The organism is Phenylobacterium sp., from assembly GCF_036677185.1.
Classification (GTDB): domain Bacteria; phylum Pseudomonadota; class Alphaproteobacteria; order Caulobacterales; family Caulobacteraceae; genus Phenylobacterium.
In genome coordinates this window covers 30,935-51,770 of sequence record NZ_JAKFEN010000039.1, presented here as the reverse complement: position 1 = coordinate 51,770, position 20,836 = coordinate 30,935, and the positions used below count along the sequence as shown (strand labels likewise).

23 protein-coding genes and 1 other RNA gene are annotated in these 20,836 nt (G+C 68.9%); 14 read left to right on the top strand and 10 right to left on the bottom strand.

The window, feature by feature from the left end; all coding sequences use genetic code 11:
* Positions 1–612, bottom strand: a 612-nt coding sequence (locus tag V6M51_RS20425; RefSeq protein ID WP_332770083.1) for a c-type cytochrome, incomplete at its 3' end; no start/stop codon positions are given.
* 137 nt (positions 613–749) lie between these two features.
* Between V6M51_RS20425 and V6M51_RS20420 the strand changes: the two genes are divergently transcribed.
* The 4 genes from V6M51_RS20420 to V6M51_RS20405 all read left to right on the top strand — a co-directional run bounded on the left by V6M51_RS20420 (position 750) and on the right by V6M51_RS20405 (position 3,372).
* Entirely contained in the window at positions 750–1,499 is a 750-nt protein-coding gene (locus tag V6M51_RS20420) for a 3-deoxy-manno-octulosonate cytidylyltransferase (protein ID WP_332770082.1), read from the top strand.
* On the top strand, positions 1,496–2,341 hold the full coding sequence (locus V6M51_RS20415) for a prephenate dehydratase (protein ID WP_332770081.1): 846 nt from the start codon (positions 1,496–1,498) through the stop codon (positions 2,339–2,341). Before V6M51_RS20420 ends, V6M51_RS20415 begins: the two co-directional genes overlap by 4 nt.
* Positions 2,342–2,650, top strand: a complete 309-nt coding sequence (locus V6M51_RS20410; RefSeq protein WP_332770080.1) for a hypothetical protein — start codon at positions 2,342–2,344, stop codon at positions 2,648–2,650.
* A 98-nt stretch (positions 2,651–2,748) separates the two neighbouring features.
* The gene (locus V6M51_RS20405) at positions 2,749–3,372 is read left to right on the top strand and encodes a glutathione S-transferase family protein (protein WP_332770079.1); all 624 of its coding nucleotides are present in this window, start codon (positions 2,749–2,751) and stop codon (positions 3,370–3,372) included.
* Here V6M51_RS20405 and nudC read toward each other — a convergent pair.
* Positions 3,369–4,295 (bottom strand): NAD(+) diphosphatase, encoded by a 927-nt coding sequence (gene nudC, locus V6M51_RS20400; protein WP_332770078.1) that lies wholly within the window; start codon positions 4,293–4,295, stop codon positions 3,369–3,371. The two genes, V6M51_RS20405 and nudC, sit on opposite strands and share 4 nt — an antisense overlap.
* Before the next feature lie 60 nt (positions 4,296–4,355).
* Between nudC and ffs the strand changes: the two genes are divergently transcribed.
* The 6 genes from ffs (at position 4,356) to def (ending at position 9,095) form a co-directional block, all read left to right on the top strand.
* An RNA gene (ffs, locus tag V6M51_RS20395) (signal recognition particle sRNA small type) lies at positions 4,356–4,454 on the top strand.
* 22 nt (positions 4,455–4,476) lie between these two features.
* The gene (locus V6M51_RS20390; protein ID WP_332770077.1) at positions 4,477–6,273 is read left to right on the top strand and encodes a DNA polymerase III subunit gamma/tau; all 1,797 of its coding nucleotides are present in this window, start codon (positions 4,477–4,479) and stop codon (positions 6,271–6,273) included.
* A 29-nt stretch (positions 6,274–6,302) separates the two neighbouring features.
* Positions 6,303–6,629: a YbaB/EbfC family nucleoid-associated protein gene (locus V6M51_RS20385; protein WP_332770076.1), complete on the top strand. Its 327-nt coding sequence runs from the start codon at positions 6,303–6,305 to the stop codon at positions 6,627–6,629.
* A gap of 1 nt (position 6,630) precedes the next feature.
* Positions 6,631–7,233, top strand: a complete 603-nt coding sequence (gene recR, locus V6M51_RS20380) for a recombination mediator RecR (protein WP_332770075.1) — start codon at positions 6,631–6,633, stop codon at positions 7,231–7,233.
* 65 nt (positions 7,234–7,298) lie between these two features.
* Complete coding sequence (locus V6M51_RS20375; protein WP_332770074.1) at positions 7,299–8,570, top strand: DNA recombination protein RmuC; 1,272 nt, start codon at positions 7,299–7,301, stop codon at positions 8,568–8,570.
* 15 nt (positions 8,571–8,585) lie between these two features.
* Complete coding sequence (gene def, locus V6M51_RS20370; RefSeq protein WP_332770073.1) at positions 8,586–9,095, top strand: peptide deformylase; 510 nt, start codon at positions 8,586–8,588, stop codon at positions 9,093–9,095.
* 8 nt (positions 9,096–9,103) lie between these two features.
* Here the strand turns inward: def and V6M51_RS20365 are convergent, their stop codons facing one another.
* Positions 9,104–9,430, bottom strand: coding sequence for a cell surface protein (locus V6M51_RS20365; protein WP_332770072.1), 327 nt, complete (start codon positions 9,428–9,430; stop codon positions 9,104–9,106).
* A gap of 90 nt (positions 9,431–9,520) precedes the next feature.
* On the opposite strand from V6M51_RS20365, the gene fmt reads away from it, so the two are divergent.
* Together fmt and truA are read left to right on the top strand one after the other, a co-directional pair.
* Positions 9,521–10,447 carry a methionyl-tRNA formyltransferase gene (gene fmt / locus V6M51_RS20360; protein ID WP_332770071.1) on the top strand — a complete coding sequence of 309 codons (927 nt, stop codon included), beginning with the start codon at positions 9,521–9,523 and terminating at the stop codon, positions 10,445–10,447.
* Entirely contained in the window at positions 10,447–11,184 is a 738-nt protein-coding gene (gene truA, locus V6M51_RS20355; RefSeq protein WP_332770070.1) for a tRNA pseudouridine(38-40) synthase TruA, read from the top strand. The genes fmt and truA overlap by 1 nt, the downstream gene beginning before the upstream one ends.
* Positions 11,185–11,322: 138 nt before the next feature.
* Here the strand turns inward: truA and dapE are convergent, their stop codons facing one another.
* Entirely contained in the window at positions 11,323–12,477 is a 1,155-nt protein-coding gene (gene dapE, locus V6M51_RS20350; RefSeq protein WP_332770069.1) for a succinyl-diaminopimelate desuccinylase, read from the bottom strand.
* 48 nt (positions 12,478–12,525) lie between these two features.
* Between dapE and V6M51_RS20345 the strand changes: the two genes are divergently transcribed.
* Positions 12,526–12,981 (top strand): cupin domain-containing protein, encoded by a 456-nt coding sequence (locus V6M51_RS20345; protein ID WP_332770068.1) that lies wholly within the window; start codon positions 12,526–12,528, stop codon positions 12,979–12,981.
* A gap of 133 nt (positions 12,982–13,114) precedes the next feature.
* Here V6M51_RS20345 and dapD read toward each other — a convergent pair whose 3' ends face one another.
* Genes dapD through argB form a run of 3 tightly spaced genes read right to left on the bottom strand, consistent with a single transcriptional unit; the run spans position 13,115 to position 15,527 of the window.
* Positions 13,115–13,954: a 2,3,4,5-tetrahydropyridine-2,6-dicarboxylate N-succinyltransferase gene (gene dapD / locus V6M51_RS20340; protein WP_332770067.1), complete on the bottom strand. Its 840-nt coding sequence runs from the start codon at positions 13,952–13,954 to the stop codon at positions 13,115–13,117.
* A complete protein-coding gene (locus V6M51_RS20335; RefSeq protein WP_332770066.1) occupies positions 13,954–14,616 on the bottom strand; it encodes a pyrimidine 5'-nucleotidase in 663 nt (220 codons plus the stop codon). The genes dapD and V6M51_RS20335 overlap by 1 nt, the downstream gene beginning before the upstream one ends.
* Positions 14,613–15,527 (bottom strand): acetylglutamate kinase, encoded by a 915-nt coding sequence (argB, locus tag V6M51_RS20330; protein WP_332770065.1) that lies wholly within the window; start codon positions 15,525–15,527, stop codon positions 14,613–14,615. Before argB ends, V6M51_RS20335 begins: the two co-directional genes overlap by 4 nt.
* Positions 15,528–15,723: 196 nt before the next feature.
* On the opposite strand from argB, the gene V6M51_RS20325 reads away from it, so the two are divergent.
* Positions 15,724–16,992 (top strand): Xaa-Pro dipeptidase, encoded by a 1,269-nt coding sequence (locus tag V6M51_RS20325; protein ID WP_332770064.1) that lies wholly within the window; start codon positions 15,724–15,726, stop codon positions 16,990–16,992.
* Positions 16,993–16,998: 6 nt separating this feature from the next.
* Here V6M51_RS20325 and V6M51_RS20320 read toward each other — a convergent pair whose 3' ends face one another.
* The 3 genes from V6M51_RS20320 to yidC form a co-directional block, all read right to left on the bottom strand.
* Positions 16,999–18,141, bottom strand: coding sequence for an acyl-CoA dehydrogenase family protein (locus V6M51_RS20320; protein ID WP_332770063.1), 1,143 nt, complete (start codon positions 18,139–18,141; stop codon positions 16,999–17,001).
* A gap of 234 nt (positions 18,142–18,375) precedes the next feature.
* Complete coding sequence (gene yihA / locus V6M51_RS20315) at positions 18,376–19,029, bottom strand: ribosome biogenesis GTP-binding protein YihA/YsxC (protein ID WP_305675306.1); 654 nt, start codon at positions 19,027–19,029, stop codon at positions 18,376–18,378.
* On the bottom strand, positions 19,026–20,834 hold the full coding sequence (gene yidC / locus V6M51_RS20310) for a membrane protein insertase YidC (protein ID WP_332770062.1): 1,809 nt from the start codon (positions 20,832–20,834) through the stop codon (positions 19,026–19,028). Before yidC ends, yihA begins: the two co-directional genes overlap by 4 nt.
* Between the last annotated feature and the right edge of the window lie 2 nt (positions 20,835–20,836).

Below are 20,836 nucleotides of genomic sequence, written 5' to 3'. Positions count from 1 at the left end.
AGCCGCGGTCGAGGCCCCAGCTTCGGCCGGAGCCGCGGCGCCCTCGGCGGCCGGAGCCGCGGCGACGACCGGGTTCGGCGCCGGGATCGGCAGGTTCGAGCCCTGGGCGTTGAGATAGGCGATGAGGTTGACGCGCTCTTCCGGCTTCTTCAGGCCCACGAAGGTCATCTTGGTGCCGGCGATGTGCTTCTGCGGCGCCTTGAGGAACTCGGAGAGGTCGGCGAACTGCCAGGTCCCCACCGCGGCGCCGTGTTCGGTCATGCCGGCCGAATAGGCGAAGCCCGCGCGCGTGCCCGGCTTCTTGCCCAGGACACCGTTCAGGTTGGGGCCGGTGCCGTTCGGGCCGCCGGCCTCGATGGTGTGGCAGGACTTGCACTTGGCGAACACCGCCTCGCCGGCCTTGACGTCGGCGGTCGGCAGGACGCTGCCCCAGTCGATCGGCGCTTCCGCGGTCGCGCCGCCGCCGGTGTCTTCCACCACGGCGATCGCATAGCCGGGCTTTTCGACTTCGTGGGTGGCGAACACGCCGGTGGAAATTTCGCGAAGGCCGACAATGGCCAGACCGGTCGCCAGCACAGCGCCGGCGACTTTGTTGAACGTTAGGTCGCTCATAGTCCTGAAATCGGCCCTCTTATCAGCCGGCCCGGAGGCCAGCGTAAGCGCGGGAATCCCCGCCCCTTATTGCGCCCGGCTCTCTTACACGCTACCGCCGCCCGCGCAACCGGCCAGTTGGTCGCTCATGGACGCACATGAACCCAATCGTCCTGATCCCCGCGCGGATGGCCGCCACCAGGCTGCCCGGCAAGCCCTTGGCGGATATCGAAGGCGTGCCGATGATCGTCCGTGTGCTGCGCCAGGCGCAGGCCGCCGGCGTCGGCCCCGTGGCCATCGCGGCGGGCGACGCTGCGATCGTCGAGGCCGTGCGCGCGGCCGGCGGGGAGGCGGTGCTGACCGATCCGGACCTGCCCTCGGGCTCGGACCGAATCATCGCGGCGCTGAACGCGCTGGACCCGCAGGGACGCCACGACGTGGTGATCAATCTGCAGGGCGACATCCCCTTCCTGGCGCCGTCCGTGGTCGAGGCGACCGCGCGCCTGCTGGCCGACCGGCCCGACTGCGACCTCTCCACGGTCATGGTGGCGGAATCGGACCCGGCCGAGCGCAGCAATCCCGACATCCCAAAGGTGGTGGCGGCCATGGCGCCCGACGGGCGCAGCGGCCGGGCGCTCTACTTCACCCGCTCGGTGCTCTATGGCGACGCGCCGGTCTGGCTGCACCACGGGGTCTATGGCTATCGGCGCGAGGCGCTGGAGCGGTTCACGCAGAGCCCGCCCTCCCCCCTGGAATTGCGCGAGCGGCTGGAACAGCTGCGCGCCCTGGAGATGGGCATGACCATCTGGGCGGCGGTCATCGACGAAGCCCCGATCTCGGTGGATAACCCGGCCGACCTCGAACGGGCGCGCCAGTATGCAAGGCAGTACGCAAGGATGAACCCATGACCAAGGGACGGATCGCCTTCCAGGGCGAGCTCGGCGCCAACAGCCATGAGGCCTGCGTCGCGGCCTTTCCCGAGATGGAGCCGGTTCCCCACGCCACCTTCGAGGAGGCCTTCGAGGCGGTGAAGAGCGGCGACTGCCAGCTGGGCATGATCCCGGTGGAGAACTCCATCGCCGGGCGGGTGGCGGACGTGCATCACCTACTGCCGTCCTCCGGGCTGAAGATCGTCGGCGAGCGGTTCAAGCCGATCCACTTCCAGCTGATGGCCAATCCCGGTGTGAAGCTGGAGGACCTCAAGACCGTGGCCTCCATGCCGATCGCACTGGTCCAGTGCCGCAAGACCATCCGCCGGCTGAAGCTGAAGACCGAGGCCGTGGGCGACACGGCGCTCGCCGCCAAGCTGCTGGCCGCCCAGCCCGATCCGACCCGGGCGGCGATCTCGCCGGCGCTGGCCGCCGAGCTCTACGGCCTGGAGATCCTGGCCCGGGACATCGAGGACGAGCACCACAACACCACCCGCTTCCTGGTGATGACCGCCGACAAGAATCCGCCGCCGCCGCCGTTCACCACCCCCTGCGTGACCAGTTTCGTGTTCCGCGTGCGCAACCTGCCCGCGGCGCTCTACAAGGCCATGGGCGGCTTCGCGACCAACGGGGTCAACATGACCAAGCTGGAGAGCTACATGGAGAACGGCGCCTTCACGGCGACCTTCTTCTACGCCGAGGTCGACGGGCGTCCGGAGGATCGCGGCCTGGCTCTGGCCTTCGAGGAACTGCAGTTCTTCTCCGAGCAGTTCGCCATCATGGGCGTCTATCCGGCCGACCCGTTCCGGTCACGCGGCTAGATGAAGATCATCGCGATCGACGCCGCGGACTGTCCGACCGTCAAGGCCTTCACGACGCAGCTGAAGGACGCCATCCAGGCCCTGCCGGGCCACGGCGGCAGCATTCCGGCCTTCGTCGATTCGATGATCTGGGGGACCGGAGTGAGCGATCTCGTCCCGCCCTACACGATCAAGGTCGTGGGCAAGCTCGACCGCGAGGTCGGCCGCTTCGCCCGCGAGCTCTCCGACGCCCTGGAGGCCGCCCGCACCGACCGCCGCACCCGCAAGGGCGAGGATATCCCGGTGGTGCTGGAGATAGGACGGCGCTAAGCGGCCTCGCATTTGAGACCGATCAAGGCTGGTCCGGCTTGGATCGGCGAGCGTCGCGCCCAGATGGGGCCTAGGGTCTCTTCCGGCGAGGTGATCAAATGGCCGACATCGTCCTGCACACCGACGTGCTCAGCCCTTACGGCTGGGCGGCGCGGCTCGTCGCGGCGGAAAAGGGCGTGTCCTGGCGGTTGAAGCCCGTGAACGTCGCCTTGCCGGCGCACTGGAAACTGCACCCCTTCGGCAAGATGCCCGTGCTCGAGCACCGCGGCGTGATCGTCTACGAGACCCTGGCCATCGTCCACTATATCGATCGCGCCTTTTCCGGCCCGGCGCTGCAGCCCAGCGGGGCCCTGGCCCAGGCGGAGATGCTGCAATGGATCAGCGTCGTGAACGGTTACATGTTCCCGGTCATGAACGGGCTTCTCAAGGAGCGGACGTCGGCCATGTGGCGGGCCGAGGGGCCCGACGACGAGGTGCTGGCGAGCTTCAAGGGGCCGCTGGAGCTGCAGGTGCAGTACATCGACCGGGCGGTGGCGGAACATGACTTCCTGGTGGACGGCGAGATCAGCCTGGCCGACAGCTTCCTGCTGCCGCACCTGCACTTCGTCTCGGCGACGCCGGAAGGCGCCCAGGCCCTCGAGCGGGCGCCGGCGGCGCAAGCCTGGCTCGACCGGATGCGCGAGCGCCCCAGCTTCGCGGCGACGACCCCCTTCGGCGCCTAGGGCTCCTCGGCCCAGGCCTTCAGGAGCTGGTGGGCGATAGCCATGCCGCCGGGCGCATTCACCCCGTCGCCCTTGCCGGCCAGGACGTCGCGGGCCTCGGCCTTGGTGAACCAGCGGACCTCGGAGAGCTCGGTCTGGTCGGGGGTGGCGTCGTCGTCCTCCACCTGGGCGATGAGGCCGATCATCAGCGAGGACGGATAGGGCCAGGGCTGGGTGGAATGGTAGCGGACGCTGAGCGTCTTCAGCCCCGCCTCCTCGTGCAGTTCGCGGGCGCAGGCCTCCTCGATGCTCTCGCCGGGCTCCAGGAAGCCGGCCAGGGCCGAGAACATGCCCTTGGGCCAGATCTCCTGGCGGCCCAGCATGCAGCGCTCGCCATGGACGGCCAGCATGATCACCACCGGATCGGTGCGCGGGAAGTGCTCGGCCTTGCAGGCGGGGCAGGCCCGCTTCCAGCCGCCTTCGACCACGTCGGTCTGTTCGCCGCAGGCCGAGCAGTGGCGATGACGGCGGCGCCACTCGAACATCTGCTTGGACGTGGCCATGATCGCTGCATCGGTGGGCGGCAGGCGCAGGGCGACGGCGCGCAGGTCCTCGAACCGCCCCAGGCCCGCCAGCGGGCCATCGGCGGGATCGGCCCCGCCTTCCAGGTCGACGGCGAAGACCGCGGTCTCCTGCCACAGCCCCAGGAACAGCAGGCGTTCGCCGCCGCCCGACAGCTCCTCGGCCATCCTGGCCGGCAGGTAGGCGATCTGCAGGCCGCCGTCCTTGGCGGTCTCCACGAAGGGCTTTCCGTTCCAGATCGCCACGGCTAGCGATTCGTCGGAACGAAGCTGTTCGGTCAGCCAGGCGACATCGGTTCGCTTCTCGCTGGCGCGGTTCAGCGGGTTGCCGGCGAAGGTGTTTTGGAAGGCGGAAAGAGGCATGCGCGGAGTTGTAGCTGCGCCAGCGCTTGCGCGCGACCCTCAAGGCCGCGATATAGGGGGTGGAGATCGGCGACGGGCGGACGCCTCGCCAACCCGGTCAGGTCCGGAAGGAAGCAGCCGCAACGAGTTTCGCTCCGGGTCGTCGTTCGGTCTCCACCCAAAGCTTTACCCTCGGGCGCCAATGGCCGACGAAGACGAACCCGAGACAGTCGAACGCGATCCCGACACGAGCGATATGTTCGGCGCGCCCGCGGCTCCGAAGCCGGTCGCCGCCGCCGAGCCCTCGGCCGCCTACACCGTCATCGCCCGCAAGTATCGGCCCAGGACCTTCGAGGACCTGTTCGGCCAGGAGGCGATGGTGCGCACCCTGCGCAACGCCTTCGCCACCGGCCGCATCGCCCACGCCTTCATGCTCACCGGCGTCCGGGGGGTCGGCAAGACCACCACCGCGCGGCTGCTGGCCCGGGCGCTGAACTACGAAAGCGATACGATCCACGAGCCGACCCTCGACCTCTCCGTCGACGGCCGCCACTGCAAGGCGATCATCGAGGGGCGGCACATGGATGTGCTGGAGCTGGACGCCGCCAGCCGCACCAAGGTCGACGAGATGCGCGAGCTGCTGGACGGGGTGCGCTACGCTCCCGTCGAAGCGCGATACAAAGTCTATGTGATCGACGAGGTTCACATGCTGTCGACGGCGGCGTTCAACGCCCTGCTGAAGACGCTGGAAGAGCCGCCGCCCCACGCCAAGTTCATCTTCGCCACCACCGAGATCCGCAAGGTGCCGGTGACCATTCTCTCCCGCTGCCAGCGCTTCGACCTGCGCCGGGTGGAGCCGGAGGTCATCGTCAAGAACCTGGAGATGATCGCCGAGAACGAGGGCTCGCGCGTCGAGGCCGAGGGCCTGCTGCTGATCGCCCGCGCCGCCGAGGGCTCGGTGCGCGACGCCCAGTCGATGCTGGACCAGGCCATCGTCCAGGCCGAGGCCGGCCAGACGGTCACCGCCGCCTCGATTCGCGACATGCTGGGCCTGGCCGACCGGGCCCAGACCATCACCCTGTTCGAACAGGCCATGCGCGGCGAGGCCGGGCCGGCCATCGAGACCTTCCGCACCCTCTACGGCTTCGGCGCCGATCCGGGCCAGGTGATGCTGGACCTGCTGGACCACGCCCACGGCGCGGCGGTGGCCAAGGCCATCGGGCCCCAGGCCCTGATCATGCCCAAGGAGCAGGCCGGACGCCTGGCCGCCATCGGCGCGGCGGTCTCGGCCGGGATCCTGTCGAGGGTCTGGCAGATGCTGCTGCGCAGCCACGACGAGGTGCGCCGGGCGCCCGACGCGGCGGCGGCCTGCGACATGGCCCTGATCCGCCTGGCCTACGCCGCCGACCTGCCGGGGCCGGAGGAGGCCCTGAAACGATTGCAGTCGGGCGAATCCCTGCCCAGCGGCGGACCAGCGCCCGCGCCTTCGGGCGGCGGCGGCGGGATGTCGGCGGCCGGCATCGGCGGCTCGGTCAACGCCCAGGCGCGGATGGTGGCCCGGGATCCGGAGGCCAACGAGCCCGCCCCCACCCTGCAGTCCTTCGCCGACGTCATCGCCCTGATCGAGCGCAAGCGCGACATCGCGCTGCGCCTGGACGTCGAACGCTATGTCCGGCCGATCAGCTTCCGGCCCGGCGCCTTGGAATACGAGCCCGCCCCGGGCGCGCCGGTGAACCTGGCCCAGCGCCTGGTGGGCCGCCTGAAGGAATGGACCGGCCAGCCCTGGCTGATCGCCGCCCAGGGCGGCGGCGGGGCCGAGAGCGCCTGGGAACGCCAGAAGCGCGAGGAGCGCGAGGTCCGTGTCCAGATCGAGGCCGACCCCTTCATCGTCGCGGTGATGGAGGCCTTCCCTGGCGCCGAGATCGTCAGCGTGCGCAACCTGCCCGTTCCGGAGGCGTCGCCGATGACCGACGCGCCGGACGAGGATGAGGACGAGTAGGAGAACTTACCGATGAAAGAGTTAGCCCGATGAAGGATTTGGGCGGCCTGATGAAGCAGGCCCAGGCCATGCAGCAGAAGCTGGCCGACGCCCAGGCGCGGCTGGCCGAGATCACCGTCGAGGGCACCTCGGGCGGCGGCATGGTCAAGCTGACCCTTAAGGGCACCGGCGAGCTCGCCGACGTCGTGCTGGACGAGAGCCTGCTGCAACCCGGCGAGGGGGAAGTGATCTCCGACCTGCTGGTGGCCGCTCACGCCGACGCCAAGCGCAAGCTGGACGCCCAGCAGTCCGAACTGATGCGCGAGGCCGCAGGCCCGCTTGCCGGCCTGGGCATCCCCGGCATGCCGAAGTTCTAGCTTGGCCGCTTCCGCCGGACCCGAGATCGAGCGGCTGATCTCGCTGCTCTCCAAGCTGCCGGGGCTGGGCCCCCGCTCGGCCCGGCGCGCGGCCTTGGCCCTGCTCAAGCGCCGCGACCAGCTTCTGGCGCCGCTCAGCGAGGCATTGGCCCAGGCCGCCGAGCGGGTGCGCACCTGCTCGGTCTGCGGGTCGCTGGATACGCAGGATCCCTGCGCCATCTGCGCCGACCAGAGCCGCGACGGCTCGCTGATCTGCGTCGTGGAGGAGGTGGGGGCGCTCTGGGCCATGGAGCGGGCCGTGGCCTTCCGGGGCCGCTACCACGTGCTGGGCGGCCTGTTGTCCGCCCTGGACGGGGTGGGACCCGATGCGCTGAAGATCGGGCCGCTGGTCCACCGCGCCGAGGCGGAGGCCATCCGCGAGGTGATCCTGGCCCTGCCCGCCACGGTCGACGGCCAGACCACCGCCCACTACCTGGCCGAACGCCTGGCCGGCGCCGGGGTCTCCGTGACCATGCTGGCCCGCGGGGTGCCGGTGGGCGGCGAGCTCGACTGGCTGGACGACGGGACCATCAACCAGGCCATGCGGGCGCGGCGTCCGGCCTAGGCGCCTTTCCCTCCCCACAAGGAGGAGGGATGCGCTTATCTCCGACTCCGGCTAAAGAACGGAGCATGAACTTCGAGACCCTGCTGCTGATCCTCGTCGCCGTGCTGCTCGTGGCCGTGCCCCTCCTGGCTTGGGCGCTGATGGAGCGCGGGCGCGCCAACCGGGCCGAGGCCCGCGCCTGGCAGTTCCAGGACGCCGCCACGCGGGTGAAGGTGATCGAGGAAATGGGCGCGAAGAACGCCGCCCTGCTGCAGGGCGAGGCGGCCAACGCCATCGCCGAACAGGTGCTGAAGCGCGCCGACGAGACCTTCCACAACCGCGAACAGCTCGCCCAGGCCCGCCTGGAGGCGCAGCTCAAGCCGGTGGCCGAGAGCCTGGCCAAGTTCCAGGAGCAGGTGGTCGCCGTCGAGAAGAGCCGGGCCGAGGAGAGCGGGGGGCTGAAGGCCCAGATCGCGGCCCTGATGCAGGCCTCGGTCGACACCCAGTCGGAAGCCCGCAAGCTGTCGGCCGCCCTGCGCCGCGGGGCCGGCGTCCAGGGGCGCTGGGGCGAGCAGACCCTGCGCAATGTGCTGGAGGCCGCGGGCCTGCACAATCGCTACGACTTCGACGAACAGACCTCCACCGACACCGAGGAGGGCCGCCGGCGCCCAGACGTCACCGTGCGCCTGCCGGGCGGGGCGGTGTTCGTGATCGACGCAAAGTGCTCGCTGAACGCCTTCCTGGACGCCCAGGACGCGGTGGACGAGGCGGTGCGCGAGGCCTGCTATGTCCGTCACGCCCAGAGCGTTCGGGCCCACATGCACGGCCTGTCGGCCAAGACCTATTGGGATCAGTTCAACCAGGGCTCCCCCGACTTCGTGGCCATGTTCATCCCCGGCGACAGCTTCCTGGCCGCGGCCCTGGAGCGGGCGCCCGAGCTGATGAGCGAGGCCATGGATCGCCGGGTGCTGGTGGTGACGCCCACCACCCTGTTCGCCCTGTGCAAGGCGGTGGTCTACGGCTGGCGGGTGGAGGAGCAGGCGGCCAACGCCCAGGAGATCTCCAAGCTGGGCCGCGAGCTCTACAAGCGCCTGTCGGTGATGGGCGGCCACGCCGCCTCGGTCGGCAAGGCCCTGGAGCAGGCGGTCGGCAAGTACAACGCCTTCGTGGGCTCGCTGGAGACCCAGGTCATGACCCAGGCCCGCCGTTTCGAGGACCTGAAGGTCGACCACGAGCACCGCGAACTGCCGGAGCTGACCCCCGTGGACGGCGGGGTTCGGGCGCTCTCCAAGCTCGCAACCGACTTCGAGCCGGACGAGGCGGGGCAAGTCGCCGCCTTGACGGCCAAGGGTCGCTGACCTACCTGCGTTCTCATGGCCTTACGCGAAATCCTCGTTGTCCCCGATCCGGTCCTGAAACAGGTCTCCCAGCCTGTCGACAAGGTCGACGACGCGCTGCGCGCGCTCATGGATGACATGCTCGAGACCATGTACGACGCCCCCGGCATCGGCCTGGCCGCGATCCAGGTCGGGGTGGCCAAGCGGGTCATCGTCATGGACCTCGCCGGACCCGACGAGGAGAAGGCGCCGCGCTATTTCGTCAATCCCGAGATCCTCTGGGCGTCGGAAGAGACCCAGCCCTACGAGGAAGGCTGCCTCTCGGTCCCCGACATCTTCGATGAGGTCGAGCGCCCCATCCAAGTGAAGCTGAAATACCTGAACTATCAGGGCGAGGAAGTGATCGAGGACGCTGAGGGCCTGTTCGCCGTCTGCATCCAGCACGAGATGGACCATCTCGAAGGCGTGCTGTTCATCGACTACCTCTCGCGCCTGAAGCGCGACCGGGCCGTGGCCAAGGTCAAGAAGCAGGCCCGCGCGGCCTAGGTTCCGAGCTACTTCGCGTCCTGGCGGGCCTTGTCAGCCGGGGTCGGGGCGGTGGCTTCGTGGATCGCCTGCTTGGCCTCGACCGTGGCGTCCTTCGCGCCTTCCTTGACCGCGGCCCCAGCGTCCTTGGCCGCTTCCTTGATCTCGGTTCCGGCCTGTTTGACCTCGGGGCTGTTGGCGAAGTCCTTGGTCTCGGCGGCCACGGTGCTGGCGGCCTCCTTGGTTTCGGCGGCGACCTTGTCGGCGGCGGCCTGGGCGTCGGCCTTGTCGGACTGCGAGCAGGCCGAAAGGCCGAGGATCGCGACGACGGCGGCGGCGGTCAGTAGCGTGCGCATGAGGTATGGACTCCCTATCCGAGCGCTCAGAGGAACGGCCAAGCTTGCGCCTGGTTCCTAAAACTCCGCCACGCCGCTAAACGAGCGTCAATGCGCATCGCCTTTCTTGGAACCCCCGACTTCGCCGTCGCCGCCCTGGCCGCTCTCGTGGAGGCCGGGCACGAGGTCGCCTGCGTCTATTCCCAGCCCCCCGCGCCACGCGGCCGGGGCCAGGACCTGAAGCCATCGCCGGTCCACGCCTACGCCCAGGAGCGCGGCATTCCGGTGCGCACCCCGGTCTCCATGCGCGACCCCGCCGAGATCGAGGCCTTCGCCGGGCTTGAGTTGGACGCCGGCGTCGTGGTGGCCTTCGGCCAGATCCTGCCGCGCGAGGTGCTCGACGCGCCGCGCCTGGGCTGTTTCAACCTGCACGCCTCGCTGCTGCCGCGCTGGCGGGGCGCGGCCCCGATCCAGCGCGCGATCATGGCCGGCGACAAGCTGACCGGGGTCGAGGTGATGCAGATGACCGAGGGCCTGGACGAGGGCCCGGTCCTGGCCTCGGAAACCCTGCGCATCGACGCCCTCGAGACCGCCGGGACCTTGCACGACCGGCTGGCCGAGGTGGGCTCGGCCCTGCTGGCCCGCACCATGGCCGCCGTCGAGCGCGGCGAGACCCGGGCCAAGCCGCAGGCGGCCGAGGGTGAGACCTACGCCAAGAAGATCCGCCCCAAGGAGGCGCGTATCCGCTGGACCAGGCCGGCCGCCGAGGTCGACCGCAAGATCCGCGGCCTGTCGCCGTTTCCCGGCGCCTGGTTCGAGCTGCCCACCGAGCGCGGCCCGGTGCGGGTGAAAGCCCTGCTGTCCCAGCCGGAAGACGCCGACGGCGCGCCCGGGACCGTGCTGGACGACGCCTTGCTGGTGGCCTGCGGCGAGGGGGCGGCGCGCCTGCTGCGGGTCCAGCGCGAGGGCAAGGGACCGCAGGACGCCGCGACCTTCCTGCGCGGCCTGGCCGTGCCGGCCGGGACGGTGCTGGGCTGATGCCGCGCTACCGCCTCACCATCGAATATGACGGCCGGCCCTATCGCGGCTTCCAGGCGCAGGACGGCCTGCCTTCGGTGCAGGTCTCCATCGAGCGCGCGGTGGAGGCCTTCTGCGGCGAGACGCTGCGGGTCCACGCGGCCGGACGCACCGACACCGGGGTCCACGCCACGGGGCAGGTGATCCACATCGACCTGGCCAAGGCTTGGCGGCCAGAGGTGGTGCGCGACGCGCTGAACGCCCACCTGCGGCCCCAGCCGATCGTGGTGCTGGACGCCCAGGCCGCGCCGGACGACTGGCATGCGCGGTTCTCGGCGACCGGGCGACGCTATCTCTACCGGATCCTCAATCGCCGAGCGCCGCCGGGACTCGACCAGGGCCGGGTCTGGCACGTGGCCAAGCCGCTGGACGTAGAGGCGATGCATGCGGCGGCCCAGGCCCTGGTCGGACACCACGATTTCACGACGTTTCGCCACATCCACTGCCAGGCCAAGTCGCCTGAGAAGACCCTCGACGTGGTTCGGGTTAGCCGCGAGGGCGACGAGGTCCGGCTGGTGTTCGAGGCGCGATCCTTCCTGCACCGCCAGGTCCGGTCCCTGACCGGGTCCATCGTCGAGGTGGGGATCGGGCGCTGGAGCGCCGGCGACCTGAAGGCCGCCCTGGAGGCCCGCGACCGCACCGCCTGCGGTCCCGTCGCCCCGGCCGACGGGCTCTACCTGACAGGCGTGGATTACTGACCTTTTCCCTCCTCCTTGTGGGGAGGGCAGACCGCGTAGCGGTCGAGGGTGGGGCTTTCTCAAGCTACCGCACAGACGGCCGAACTTCCCCACCCTGGTCGCAACGCGACCTGTCCCTCCCCATAAAGAGGAGGGATGTTACGCGCCGAACGCTTCGAAGTAGCGCGCGATCAGGCGTTCATAGACCGCCTGGAGCTTGTGGATCTCGTCGACCGGCGCGCGCTCGTCGACGGCGTGCATGGTGGTCCCGACAAGGCCCAGCTCCACCACCGGGCAGAGGTCGCGGATGAAGCGGGCGTCGGAGGTGCCGCCGGTGGTGGAGAGCTCGGGCGCCTGGCCGGCCACGTCGGCGACGGCGGCGCTGACCACGTCGGTGAACGGGCCCGGCGCGGTGAGGAAGGCCTCGCCGCTGATCACCGGCTCGACCTTGATGGTCCCGGCGAAGTCGATGTCCAGGGCGGCGGCCTCGCGGGCGATCCAGGCGGCGAGGTCGGCGCCCTTGTGGTTCGGGTTGAAGCGGATGTTCAGCCGCGCCTTGGCCTGGGTTGGGATGACATTGGTCGCGCCGTTGCCGACGTCGACCGTGGTGACTTCCAGGTTGGACGGTTGGAAACCGGTATAGCCCTCGTCCAGCACATGGTTCTGCAGCCGCGCCAGGAGCTCGATCAGCACTGGGATCGGATTGGCCGCCCGCTGCGGGTAGGCCACGTGGCCCTGCTTGCCGTCGACGGTGATCCAGGTGTTGATCGAGCCGCGGCGGCCGATCTTGATCATGTCGCCGAAGGTCTCGGCGCTGGAGGGTTCGCCCACCACGCAATGGTCGAGCACCTCGCCCTGGGCCTTCAAGGCCTCGACCACCATCTTGGTGCCGTGGGTGGCCACGCCCTCCTCGTCGCCGGTGATCAGGAAGGAGAGCGATCCCGTCACCTGGCCCGCGGCGATGGCCTTGGCGGCGGCGGCGGCGAAGGCGGCCACGGCGCTCTTCATATCCACGGCGCCGCGACCGATCAGGACGCCGTCGACGATCTCGGCGGCGAAGGCCTCGCGGCTCCAGGCCTGGGCGTCGCCCACCGGCACGACGTCGGTGTGGCCGGCGAAGCAGAGATTGGGCCGCGCCGTTCCCCAGCGGGCGTAGAGGTTCTCGATCTCGCCAAACTTCATCCGCCGGCAGGCGAAGCCCAGGCCCTCCAGGGTGCGCTGGACGATGTCCATGGCGCCCTCGTCGGCGGGGGTCACCGACGGGCGACGGATCAATTCCTGGGTGAGGGCGACGGGATCAATGGCGAGCGACATCCGCGCGCTTTACGGTTCCAACGATCCAATCGCAAACGGAACCTGTGAATGCCGAAGATCGACATCGCCGCCGCGCCCTCCAGATCGGGCACGGGCTATCCGCCGCCGTTCGACAGGGAGTGCCAGGGCCGCCAGCGCTGGATGCTGGGCGACGCCGTGGGGCTCAGCCAGTTCGGGGTCAACCTGCTGCGGCTGCCGCCCGGCCAATGGTCGAGCCAGCGGCACTGGCATACCGCCGAGGATGAGTTCGTCCAGGTGCTGGAGGGCGAGGTGGTGCTGGTCACCGACGCGGGCGAGGAGGTCCTGCGCGCCGGGGACTGCGCCGGTTTCCCGGCGGGCGTGGCCGACGGCCACCACCTGCAGAACCGTTCGGACCGTGAGGCCGTGCTGCTGGAGGTGGGCTCGCGACGTCCGGAGTACGACGCCTGCGCCTATCCCGACATCGACCTGGCGGCGCCGGCGGGGCTGGACGGCTACGTCCACAAGGATGGGACGCCTTATTGAGCGTGGGCTACCCAAACCCCGCTCACCCCGGCGAAGGCCGGGGCCCAGGTCGTAAGACTGTGCTTCCGGTTGAAATTCCCGGCGCGGCGGATGAATCTGGGTCCCGGCCTTCGCCGGGATGAGCGGAAGAGAGCTAGTCCCGCAGCAGTTCGTTGATGCTGGTCTTGGAGCGGGTGCGGGCGTCGACCGTCTTCATGATCACCGCACAGTAGGTGGACGGCATGCCCTCGTGCGGGCTGGGGCGGCTGCCGGACATGATCACCGAATAGGGCGGCACCTCGCCGGTGAAGACCTCGCCGGTGCGGCGGTCGATGATCGGGGTGGTGGAGGTCAGGTAGACGCCCATGGACAGCACGCTGCCCTCGCGGACGATCACGCCCTCGGCGACCTCGGAGCGGGCGCCGATGAAGCAGTTGTCCTCGATGATGGTGGGGTTGGCCTGCAGGGGCTCCAGCACGCCGCCGATGCCCGCGCCGCCCGAGAGGTGCACGTTCTTGCCGATCTGAGCGCAGGAGCCGACGGTGGCCCAGGTGTCGACCATGGTCCCTTCGTCCACATAGGCGCCGATGTTCACGAAGGACGGGGTCAGGACCACGTTCTTCGCCAGGAAAGCGCCGCGGCGGACCACGCAGCCGGGGACCGCTCGGAAGCCGGCGGCCTCGAACCGGGCGGCGTCCCAGCCGGTGAACTTGGAGGGCACCTTGTCCCAGTAGGGGCCGGGCGCGTCGGCCTCGATCAGCCTGTTGGCGAAGAGCCGGAACGACAGCAGGATCGCCTGCTTGGCCCACTGGTGCGTGGTCCAGACGCCGTCGTCGCCGCGCGTGGCGACCCGCAGGATCCCGGCGTCGAGCTGGTTCAAGGTCTCTTCCACCGCCTCGCGGGTCGGCCCTTGAGTGGCGGTGTTGACCTCGTCGCGGGCCTCCCAGGCGGCTTCGATCACGGACTTCAAGTCTTGGTTCGCTTGGGAGGACATCAGGCGGCTTCCTTCAGGCGCGCCGCATTCAGGAAGGGCGCGAGCTTGGCGGTGCGATAGTGGACGAAATCGGCGGTGGACGCGGCGGCGCGAGGGCCGACCAGGACCGTGGTCATGCCCAGGTCCGCGGCGGGCTTCAGGTTGCGCTCGGAATCCTCGAAGAAGGCGGTGGTCGTCGGGGTGATGCCGTGGGCGTCGATCATCCGCTGGAAGCCCAGGGGATCGGGCTTGGGCGCGAAGCCGAACGAATGGATGTGGAAGACGTCGTCGAACAGGTCGGCCAAGCCCAGATGGGCCATGACCCGCTCGGCGTGCTTGTCGTCGGCGTTGGTGAAGATGAACCGGCGGCCGGGCAGGTGGGCCAGCGCCGCCAGCAGGTCGGGATCCTGGGCCAGGACCTCCAGCGACAGGTCGTGGAACAGGGCGTGGAAGTCGGCCGGATCGACGCCATGGTTCAGCATCAGGCCCTTCAGCGTCAGGCCGTGCTCGGCCAGGTACTTCTTCTGCAGGGCATAGGCCTGGTCGCGGGGCAGGCCTGAGACCTTGGCCACGAAGTCGGTCATCCGCGCCTCGACGGAGCCCATGAACCCGGACTCCTCGGGATAGAGGGTGTTGTCCAGGTCGAAGAGCCAGGTGTCGATGTGGCGGAGGTCGGCGCTCATGCGCAGATCAGCGTCCCCGAGCCGTGCTCGGTGAACAGCTCCACCAGCATGGCGTGCGGGCGCCGGCCGTCCAGGATGACCACGGCCTCGACGCCGGACTCCACGGCGGCGATGGCGGTCTCCAGCTTGGGGATCATGCCGCCTGTGGCGACGCCGCTGTCGATGGCCGCCCGGGCCTCGGCGACGCTCATCTGGCGGATCAGCTCGCCCTTGGCGTCCAGCACGCCGCGCACGTCGGTGAGCAGCAGCATGCGCTTGGCGGTCAGCGCCCCGGCCAGGGCGCCGGCCACGGTGTCGGCGTTGATGTTGTAGGTCTGGCCCTCGACCGACACCCCGATCGGCGCGACGACCGGAACGTAGTCCTCGTCGGCATAGATCAGGGCCTCGATCAGCTTGGGATCGATGACCGTGGGTTCGCCCACGAAGCCCAGATCGACGGCCTGTTCGATCTGGCTGTCAGGGTCCTTCTTGGTGCGGACGGCCTTTTCCACCGTGATCAGCCGGGCGTCCTTGCCCGACAGGCCCACGCCGCGGACGTCGGCCTCGGCGCCGGCGAGGGTGATCCAGTTGGCGATCTCCTTGTTGATGGCGCCCGACAGCACCATCTCGGCGACCTCCATGGTGGCCTCGTCGGTGACCCGCAGGCCGTCGACGAAGCTCGACTTCACCCCGGCCTTGTCCAGCATCCGGGAGATCTGCGGCCCGCCGCCGTGCACCACCACCGGATGGCAGCCCAGCATCTTCAGCAGCACGGCGTCAGCGGCGAACAGGCGCGCGACGCTCTCCTCGCCCATGGCGTGGCCGCCGTATTTGATCACCACGACCTCGCGGTCATAGATCTGGATATAGGGCAGGGCCGTGGCCAGGGTCTTCGCGGTGGCCCAGCCCTGTTCTTCGGCGTCGTCGGTCAAGGTCGCGGCCCTCCCGGAGCCGGATGGCTCCAAATCAAAAGTAAGAGCGTGATGGCCGCCGAAACCGGTGGCCACTTTCGGCTATCACGCTCTTGTCGGGAGGTTCCGATAGCGGACCCTGGCGCGCATGTCACCGCCTCGACGCACGCCCCGGCCGTGCTAGCTTCGCCGCACTGTCCAAACCCAGAGGGATTTCATGCGCTCCATTGCTCTCGCCGCCGCGTTCGCGGCGCTCTCCGTCGGCGCCGCGGAGGCCAAGACGGTGGCGGTCAGCGCTGAGCGGCTGGTCGACGTCACCAACGGCAAGGTGACGGAGAAGCCCCTGGTGATCATCACCGATGGGCGGATCACGGCGGTCGGCCGGCAGGGCGACGCGGTCCCCGCCGGCGCCGAGCAGGTCAGCCTGCCGGGGGTGACCCTGCTGCCCGGCCTGATCGACATGCATGTCCACCTGACGTCGTCGCCGCTCTATGGCGGCTACACCTCCCTGCAGTTCTCCGACGCCTTCGGGACGGTGATCTCCACCCGCCACGCCAAGGACACCCTGGAGGCGGGCTTCACCACGGTGCGCAACGTGGGCTCGGAGTTCTACGGCGATGTCGGCCTGAAGGAGGCGATCGAGGCCGGCTTCGTGCCCGGGCCGCGGGTGATCCCGGCGGCCTATTCCTTCGGCGCGACCGGCGGGCATTGCGATTCGACCTTCTTCCCGCCGTCCATGGAACAACAGGCGCCCTATGTCGCCAACGGCCGCGACCAGGCCCGCGAGGCGGTGCGCCGGGTGCGCAAGTACGGCGCCGAGGTGATCAAGATCTGCGCCACGGGCGGGGTCTTCTCGCGCCGCACCTCGCCGGGGGCCCAGCAGCTCACCCTCGACGAAATGAGCGTGGTGGTCGAGGAGGCGCACATGGCCGGTATGAAGGTCGCCGCCCACGCTCACGGCGCGCCGGGCATCACCGCCGCCGTCAAGGCCGGCGTCGACACCATCGAACACGCCAGCCTGGTGGACGACGAGGGGATCAAGCTCGCCGCCCAGAAGGGCACGTGGTTCGGCATGGACATCTACAACACCGACTACACCCAGGCCGAGGGCAAGAAGAACGGCGTGCTGGAGGAGAACCTGCAGAAGGACCGCGACATCGGCGAGATCCAGCGCCAGAACTTCCGCAAGTCCCTGAAGGCCGGCGTGCGGCACATCTATTCCACCGATGCCGGGATTTATCCGCACGGCGACAACGCCAAGCAGTTCGCGGTGATGGTGCGCTATGGCGCGACGCCCTTGCAGGCTATCCAGACCGCCACGGTCAACGCCGCCCAGGCGCTAGGCTGGGAGAAGGATGTCGGCCAGGTGGCGGTAGGCCGCTATGGCGATCTGGTCGGCGTGACCGGCGACCCGCTCAACGACGTGACCGTGCTGGAAAAGCCCGTCTTCGTCATGAAGGGCGGGGATGTCGTGAAGCGGCCGTAGCGGCGGCTAGATCGAGCGGGCCACGACCTCCTTCATGATCTCCGACGTACCGCCGTAGATGCGTTGAACCCGCGCGTCCCGCCACAGGCGCGCGATGGGGTATTCGTTCATGTAGCCCGCCCCGCCATGGAGCTGGAGGGCGGTGTCGCAGGCCTCCCACTGCAGCTCGGTGTGGAACAGCTTTGCGGCGGAGGCCTCGGCGGCGGTCAGTTCGCCGGCTACGTGGCGCTTGATCGCCCAGTCCAGGTGCGCCCAGCCGACCTGCAGCTTGGTCTTCAGCGCCGCCAGGGTGAAGCGGGTGTTCTGGAAGTCGAAGATCGACTGGCCGAAGGCCTTGCGGTCCTTGGTGAAGGTCACCGCCTCGTCGAAGGCGCGCTGGGCGCCGGCCTGGCCGGCGATTGCGATCTGCAGACGCTCCTGCGGCAGCTGGCCCATCAGATGGGCGAAGCCGCGACCCTCTTCGCCGAGGCAGTTGGTGATCGGCACCCGCACATCGTTGAAGAACAGCTCGGAGGTGTCGGCCGAGCTCTGGCCGATCTTGTCGAGGTTGCGGCCCCGCGCGAAGCCTTCGCGCTCGCGCTCCACCAGGACCAGGGAGATGCCCTTCGAGCCCAGGGTCGGGTCGGTCTTGGCCACCACGATGACCAGGTCGGCGTTCTGGCCGTTGGTGATGTAGGTCTTCGAGCCGTTGACGACATAGTGGTTGCCATCCCGCTTGGCGGTGGTCTTGACCCCCTGGAGGTCCGAGCCGGTTCCGGGCTCGGTCATGGCGATGGCGGTGATCACCTCGCCCGAGACCATGCCGGGCAGCCAGCGGGCCTTCTGCTCCTCCGAGCCGTAGTTGATCAGGTAGTCGACGGTGATGTCCGACTGCAGGGTGACGCCGGCCGAACAACCGGCATAGGCCAGCTCCTCGCCGATGATGGCGTTGTAGCGGTAGTCGAGGCCCAGCCCGCCGTACTCGGCCGGAACCTGCGGGCAGAGCAGGCCCGCCTCGCCATAGGCCAGCCAGAAATCGCGATCGACGATGCCCTCCTCCTCCCAGCGGTCGAGGTGGGGGTGGAGGATCTTGTCGAACACCTTGCGGACCTGGTCGCGGAAGGAGTCGAGTTCGGCGTCATAGGCCGTGCGGCCGACGGTGGTGAGCATGGTGGCGGGCCCTGGTTGGTTTCAGGCACCATGTTCCATGTGACGTGGGGTACGCAAAGCCGGCAATACCCATTCCGTGTCATCCCGGCCGCAGCGAAGCGGAGAGCCGGGACCCATACGCGCCACGCTGTCGGAAGATGGCCGGGCCGAGCCGTTTCTTGTTCCATCAGGTGTTCATGGGTCCCGGATAAGCGCTGCGCGCTTTCCGGGATGACAGCTTTGGGGGATGACGAGCTAGGTGAGCGTGATCCCGCAGGCGGCCATGATCTCGGCGCGCAGTTCGGGCAGGCCCGTGCCCTTTTCCGACGAGGTGGCCAGGACCCGCGGGAAGGCGGCGGGGCGCTTGGCGATGGCCGCCTGGGTCTTGGCGACCATGGCCGCGACCTCGGACGGTTTGATCTTGTCGGCCTTGGTCAGGATGATCTGGTAGGAGACCGCGGCCTTGTCGAAGGCGTCCATGGGCTCCTTGTCGACCTCCTTCAGGCCGTGGCGTGCGTCGATCAGCAGATAGGCGCGCTTCAGGTTCGGGCGGCCGCGCAGATAGTCGCGGCCCATGTTCTGGAACTTCTTCACCGTCGCCTTGGAGGCCTTGGCCCAGCCATAGCCGGGCAGGTCGACCAGGCGCAGGCGGTCGTCCAGGACGAAGAAGTTCACCTCGCGGGTGCGGCCGGGCTCGTTGGAGGCGCGCGCCAGCTTCTTGTGACCCACCAGGCCGTTGATCAGCGACGACTTGCCCACATTGGAGCGGCCGGCGAAGGCGACTTCCGGGAGGTCGGGCGCGGGCAGGCCGTCGATGGCCACGGCGCCCATCAGGAAGCTGGCCTCGCGGGCGAACAGCACCCGGCCGGCTTCCAGTTCGTCCTCGTCGAAGTCTCCGGTGTCGGTCACCCGGCGGCCTTTGCTTTGCCGGTCAGCTTGTTGATGATCTGGTCGATGGGATTGTCCACCTTGAAGCGGCGCATGATCACGTACTGCTGCAGCACGGTCAGCACGTTCGACCAGCACCAGTACATCAGGAGGCCCACGGCGAAGGGCGCCATGATGAAGGTGAACATGATGGGCATGAACTGGAAGATCTTCTGCTGCACCGGGTCCGGCGCGGGCGGGTTCATGGCGGTCGAGAACCACATGGTCACGCCGTAGAGCAGGGCCAGCGGGCCCAGGTGTAGGAAGTCGGAGTTCAGGATCGAGCCGAGCAGAGGCACGGCCGCCGGGTCGTAGGGGATCAGGCCGAACAGGTTCCAGACCGTCAGCGGGTCCTTGGCCGACAGGTCCTGGATCCAGCCGACGAAGGGCGCGTGCCGCATCTCGATGGTGACCGTCAGCACCTTGTAGAGGCCGTAGAAGACCGGGATCTGCACCAGCATCGGCAGGCAGCCGGTCAGCGGGTTGATCTTCTCGGTCTGGTAGAGGGCCATCAGCTCCTGTTGCTGCTTGGCCGGGTCGTCCTTGAATTTGGTGCGCAGCGCCTCGATCTGCGGCTGCACCTTCTTCATCTTGGTGATCGACTCGTAGCTCTTATTGGCCAGCGGGAAGAAGACGATCTTCACCGCGACGGTCAGCAGCAGGATGGCGATGCCGAAATTCCCGACCTGGCGGAAGATGAAGTCGAGGAAGGCGAACATATAGCGGGTGATGAACCAGAAGTTCCCCCAGTCCACGGCCCAGTCGAAGCGCGGCACGCCCAGCTTGGCCTCGTAGTCCTTGAGGACCGGCACGGTCTTGGCGCCGGCGAACAGGCGGGTGGTCTCGCTGATCTGGCGGCCGGGCGCGATGACGTGCGGCTGGCCCACATAGTTGGCTTCATAGATGTCCAGGCCGCCCGCGGCCTTGGTCACCCGGTACTGGGTCTGCACCTTCTCGGTCTGGTCGGGAATGAGCGCGGCCAGCCAGTACTTGTCGGTGATGCCGGTCCAGCCGCCCGTGGAGGTGAGCGACGGCCCGCCTTCCTTCAGCCACTTGCCGTACTTCACCTGCTGCAGCTTGCCGTCCAGCATGCCGATGGCGCCTTCGTGGACGATCTGGTTCTTGCCCAGGTCGTCAGGCACGCCCTGGCGCTGAACCGAGGCGTAAGGCGCCAGCACCACCGATCCCGCGCCGAGATTGGCCACGGTGTCGGTGACGGTGAACATGAACCGGTCATCGACCTCGATCTTGCGGGTGAAGGTCAGGCCCGCCCCATTGGACGTACGCAGCACCAGCGGCTTGCCGGGCGCCAGGACAGACCCCTCGACCAGTTGCCAGACGGTGCCGGCGTTGGGCAGGCCCGGCAGGTTGGCGCCGGTCCAGCCGAACTCGGCGAAGAAGGCGTGGCGCGCGCCCTCGGGGCGCAGCAGCTCCACCGGCGGCGAGGTCTTCTCGATGCTGACGCGGTAGTCCTTCAGGAACAGGTCGTCGATCCGCGCCCCGCGCAGAGAGACCGAACCCGAGAGAGCCGGGCTGTCGATCGGCGCCCGGGCGCTGGCGGCGGCGGCCTCCTGGCGCGACACCACCACCGTCCCCGGGGCGGCGCTCGGCAGGGCGCCTGGCTTGGCGGCGACGTCGGCGACCTGGGCCGCGGCGGCCTTCTGCCGCCCCAGTTCGGCGTTGCGGCGCTTGGACGCCGGTTCCAGCACGAAGATCTGGTAGACGATCAGGATGATGACCGCGCTGACCACGAAGATGATCGTGTTGCGGTTGTTATTGTCTTGCATAA